Origin of the sequence: Mycobacterium sp. E2733 (genome assembly GCF_001667585.1) — a bacterium.
In the GTDB taxonomy this organism is placed as follows: Bacteria; Actinomycetota; Actinomycetes; order Mycobacteriales; family Mycobacteriaceae; genus Mycobacterium.
The window spans coordinates 1-4839 of the sequence record NZ_LZJZ01000011.1; the positions used below are offsets into that span (position 1 = coordinate 1).

At 69.0% G+C, this 4839-nt stretch carries 4 protein-coding genes; 3 read left to right on the forward strand and 1 reads right to left on the reverse strand.

The window, feature by feature from the left end; genetic code table 11:
• Positions 1 to 303 precede the first annotated feature (303 nt).
• Positions 304 to 1467: an LLM class flavin-dependent oxidoreductase gene (locus A5678_RS00560; RefSeq protein ID WP_068036861.1), complete on the forward strand. Its 1164-nt coding sequence runs from the start codon at positions 304 to 306 to the stop codon at positions 1465 to 1467.
• Between the two features lie 72 nt (positions 1468 to 1539).
• Here A5678_RS00560 and A5678_RS00565 read toward each other — a convergent pair whose 3' ends face one another.
• A complete protein-coding gene (locus A5678_RS00565; RefSeq protein ID WP_068036865.1) occupies positions 1540 to 2007 on the reverse strand; it encodes an SRPBCC family protein in 468 nt (155 codons plus the stop codon).
• Between the two features lie 217 nt (positions 2008 to 2224).
• Between A5678_RS00565 and A5678_RS00570 the strand changes: the two genes are divergently transcribed.
• On the forward strand, positions 2225 to 4060 hold the full coding sequence (locus A5678_RS00570) for a fatty acyl-AMP ligase (RefSeq protein ID WP_068036863.1): 1836 nt from the start codon (positions 2225 to 2227) through the stop codon (positions 4058 to 4060).
• A 65-nt stretch (positions 4061 to 4125) separates the two neighbouring features.
• The coding region (locus A5678_RS00575; RefSeq protein ID WP_156746704.1) for a serine hydrolase domain-containing protein at positions 4126 to 4839 on the forward strand (714 nt) is incomplete at its 3' end.

Genomic DNA, 4839 nt, shown 5'->3' on the forward strand with positions numbered 1-4839 from the left:
CGGAGAGCGACTCCGGACGCGCGGCCAGTCGGGTACCCACCCAGGCCCCGCTCGCACCGGCGGCCAGCACGGCGGCCCGGGTGGCGGCGGCGGGTGCGTCGGCAACGTCTGCGGCGGCTACTGATCTCCGCGCGTTGAGCCCGCGGTAGCACAACAGAGACTTGCTCCCAATAGTCGGCGGGGCCGGGAACACCTGGCCCCGCCGGCTGAAAACCCGCGCTTGCCCGCGTTCTTCCGTGATGGCCTAGGCCGAACACCGCATCCGAGTTATGGTTCTGGCCAACCGGATGCAAGGGAGCCTCAATGGCGAAGCTCAGGTTTGGATACTTCATCGCCCCGTTCCACCGGGCGGGCACCAATCCCACGCTCGCATTGCAGCGCGACCTGCAATTCATCGAGCACCTCGACGCTCTCGGCTTCGACGAAGTGTGGTTGGGCGAACACCACTCGGCCGGCAGCGAGATCATCAGCTCCCCCGAGGTGTTCATCGCCGCCGCGGCCGAGCGGGCCAAGCGCATTCGCTTTGGCACCGGGGTCATTTCGCTCTCGTACCACAACCCGCTCTGGGTCGCCGACCGGCTGATGCTGCTGGATCACCTCACCCATGGCCGCATCATCGCCGGGGTGGGGCCGGGCTCCCTGCCCAGCGACTCGTCGATGATCGGGCTCACGCCCACCGACACCCGAGAACTGCTCGAAACGAATCTCGACATCGTCGTCCGGCTGCTCGCGGGGGAGACAGTGAGCGCCAAGACGGCCACGCACCAGCTGTTCGACGCCAAGCTGCAGCTTGCCCCGTACTCGGATGGCGGGATCCCGCTGTCCGTCGCCGCGGTCGCGTCGCCGACGGGTGCGCGGCTGGCCGGCAAGCATGGCATCGGCCTGCTCTCCATCGGGGCGACGTTGACCATCGAGGGCTTCAACGCGCTCTCGTATCACTGGGGCATCGTCGAGGAGCGCGCGGCGACCTTCGGCACGCAGGTCGACCGCAGGAACTGGAGCCTGGTCGGCCTGTTCCACCTCGCCGAAACGGAAAAGCAGGCCCGAGAAGAGGTCAAGTTCGGCATCGAGCCGTGGTTCCGGTATTTCCAGAAGGTGGCCGCCTTCCCGCAGATGACGATGCCGGGCGAGCAGCTGGACGAGATGATCGACGTCATCAACGACAACGGGGCGGGCGTGATCGGTACACCCGAGCGGGCGCGCGAGCAGGTTCAGCGGCTGTGGGATCAGTCCGGCGGGTTCGGCTGCATGCTGCAGATGGGCCACGAGTGGGCCAATCCGGCCGCCACCAGACGGTCCGCCGAATTGTTCGCCGCCGAAGTGATGCCGCATTTCCAGGGCCAGGCGCAGCCGACGCTGGATGCCGCAGCGCGCGCCGGGCAGGCCCGGGACAGCCTCGCGCAATCTCAGTTGGATGCGGTCGCGCACATGACGAAGAAGTATCAGGACGAGGTCGACGCGAAGTAGCACCGGGCCAACAACCCATAGGCCCTCCCTGACAGCGTGGCGGCCGCTTGTGCGGCCGTCATGGGCTTGGCGCTACCGCCCGCCGTTCGATTCGCGTTCGGCCGCCTTCACCAGCCGGCCGGCAAAGAACCGGACCGCGCCGCCCATGGCGGCCCGCATCACCGGGCCCGTCCCGCGCACCCCTTCGGTGAACGAGCCGGTCCAGCGGATGTCGGTTCCGCCCGCCGCGTTCGGCGTGAAGACCACCTCGCCCGAGTAATCCTTGGCCGGGGTAGGGGGACCGACGAGCTTGTAGGCATGCCGGCGGTCCTGCTCGTACTCGACGGTCTCCTCCTGCACGAGCACGGGCCACATCCCCACCTTGCGGACGGCCCCGATTCCGCCGGGCGCCGGATCGCCCTGCCGGGCCCAGCTCGAGTGAACAACGATGGGCTTGGCCCACTTCGACCAGTTGGCGCCGTCGGTGACGAGCCGGAACAGCGTCGCTGCGGGCGCGGCGCTGGTGCGGTTGATCTCGAATGAAAACGTCCTGCCTGACATGGCCAACTCCCGGTGAAATTCATCGACGACCTGCATGCCGCTCGCGCGTAGGCTACCGCTCACACCGTGGGCGCCGCGACGAGGGCGCAGGATAGCCGTTGACGCGCCGGGCTGGCCGGCGAATTCGATTCTCACCGAACGGCGTTCGCGCTCGGGTTGCCTATCATCACCTTCGCGGCACGGTGGCTGGCGCATCACCTTGCCTACAGTGGGGGCCATGGAGATCGGTTCGCGGCAGCGCGCCACTGGTGTGCCCGGCCTGCTCAAGATCGAGGACTGCCTGGACGCCGAGGGCAACGTCATGCCGCCGCCGGACGTCACGCTGATCTCGCTCATCGACCGCAACATCGCCAACGTCGGCGACGCCGTGGCGTACCGCTTCTTGGACCACAACCGTTCGGCCGACGGGTTCGTCGAAGAGGTGACGTGGAACCAGTTCGGTGTCCGGCTGGAAGCCATCGGCGCGCGCGTCCAACAAGTGGCCGGCCATGGCGAGCGGGTCGCGGTCCTGGCGCCGCAGAGCCTCGACTATGTGATGGGCTTCTACGCGGCGATCAAGGCCGGAACCATTGCGGTGCCGCTGTTCGCGCCCGAGTTGCCCGGGCACGCGGCCCGTCTGGACACGGCCCTGCGCGATTCGCGGCCGACGGCCGTACTGACGACGACGGGGGCAAGGACCGCGGTCGAGGATTTTCTGGGCACCCTCCCACAAGCGCACCGGCCGCGGGTCATCGTCATCGACGAGATCCCCGACTCGGCGCGGGATTCCTTCGCCCCCAACGAGTTACGCCACGATGACATCTCCCACCTGCAATACACGTCGGGCTCGACGCGGCCCCCGGTCGGCGTCGAGATCACGCACCGGGCGGTCGGCACCAACCTCGTGCAGATGATCCTTTCCATCGATCTGCTGGACCGCAACACCCACGGTGTCAGCTGGCTGCCGCTCTACCACGACATGGGCCTGTCGATGATCGGCTTCCCGGCGGTGTACGGCGGACACTCCACGTTGATGTCGCCCGCCGCGTTCGTCCGCAGGCCGCAGCGCTGGATCAAAGCCTTGTCGGCAGAGACGGGCCGGGCCGTCACCGCGGCGCCGAACTTCGCCTACGAATGGACCGCCCAGCGGGGGGTGCCCGCGCCGGGCGACGATGTCGACCTGAGCAACGTGGTGCTCATCATCGGGTCCGAACCCGTCAGCATCGAGGCGATCACCACGTTCAACAAGGCGTTCGCCCCCTACGGGTTGCGGCCGACGGCGTTCAAGCCGTCGTACGGCATCGCGGAGGCCACCCTGTTCGTCGCGACCATCGCGCCCGCCGCCGTGGCGACCCCCGTCTACTTCCACCGCGAAGAACTGGGCGCCGGTCGCGCAGTCCGGGTTGCGGCGGGCGATCCCGAAGCCGTGGCGCACGTCTCCTGCGGGCAGGTGGGCCGCAGCGAATGGGCCGTCATCGTCGACCCGGCCACCGGGACCGAACTGCCCGACGGTCAGGTCGGCGAGATCTGGGTGCAGGGCAACAACGTCGGCCGGGGCTACTGGGGACTGCCCGATGAAACCCGGCGAGACTTCGGCGCCCGGCTGCGGTCACGGCTCGCCGACGGCAGCCACGCCGAGGGCTCGTCCCTCGAACGCGCATGGCTGCGGACCGGGGACCTGGGTACCTATCTCGACGGCGAGCTGTACGTCACCGGCCGGATCGCCGACATGGTCGCCATCGGCGGCCGCAACCACTACCCGCAGGACATCGAGGCGACCGTGGCCGAAGCGTCCCCGCTGGTTCGCCGCGGATACGTGACCGCCTTCGCGGTGCCGGACGAGGGCGCCGATCAGCGGCTGGTGATCATCGCCGAGCGGGCGACGGGCACCAGCCGCGCCGACCCGCGGCCGGCCATCGAAGCCATCGGGGCCGCGGTCCTGCGCCGCCACGGCCTGCCGGTGGCAGACGTGTGTTTCCTGCCGGCCGGCGCCATTCCCCGCACCACCAGCGGCAAGCTGGCACGCCGGGCCTGCCGCGCTCAGTACCTTAGCGGTAGCCTGGGCGCCCACTGACCCAGCCGGGGCGAGACGGCCCGAAACGCTCGACGCTGGCTTAGTCTCCTTTCGGAGGCGTGGCGATGGTTCTCAAGGTTGCGGTGTCGGCGGATCAGATTCACGGCGACGTGGATGCCGGCTACGGAAAGGTCGCCGACGCCTTTCGCGCCAGCTTCCGTGACGGCGCGGAGGTCGGCGCGGCCGTCGCGGTCTACCGCGATGGGATCAAGGTCGTCGACCTGTGGGGCGGTTACCGAAACGGGTTGGCGAAACAGCCGTGGCAAGCCGACACGATGGTCAACATGTTCTCCACGACCAAAGGGGTCGCTGCCCTGGTCGTGGCGGTCGCGGTGTCCCGCGGCCTCATCTCCTATGACGCCAAGGTGGCCGGTTACTGGCCGGAATTCGCGCAGGCGGGCAAGGGCGACGTGACGGTCCGCCAACTCCTGGGGCACCAGGCCGGACTGTGCGCGCTCAAACCGAAGCCGGCGCTGGCCGACGTCGCCGATCCGGCCAGGCTCTCGCCGATCCTGGCCGGCCAAGCGCCGGCGTGGCGGCCGGGTTCGCGGCACGGTTACCACGCGATCACGCTGGGCTGGTACGAATCCGAGCTGATCCGCCGCACGGACCCGGCCGGCCGCACGCTGGGCCGCTTCATGGCAGACGAGATCGTCCGGCCGCTGAGGCTCGACCTGCACATCGGCCTGCCGGATGCGGTCAACCGTGAGCGGGTCGCGCACGTCCACAACTGGGCGCGCGCCGAAACGCTTCTGCATCTCAACGTCATGCCGCCCGGG

Excerpts from the sequence above, each read along its gene's own strand:
- A5678_RS00560 (WP_068036861.1), top strand. The coding sequence starts at position 304 with ATGGCGAAGCTCAGGTTTGGATACTTCATCGCCCCGTTCCACCGGGCG.
- A5678_RS00565 (WP_068036865.1), bottom strand. The coding sequence starts at position 2,007 with ATGTCAGGCAGGACGTTTTCATTCGAGATCAACCGCACCAGCGCCGCG.
- A5678_RS00570 (WP_068036863.1), top strand. The coding sequence starts at position 2,225 with ATGGAGATCGGTTCGCGGCAGCGCGCCACTGGTGTGCCCGGCCTGCTC.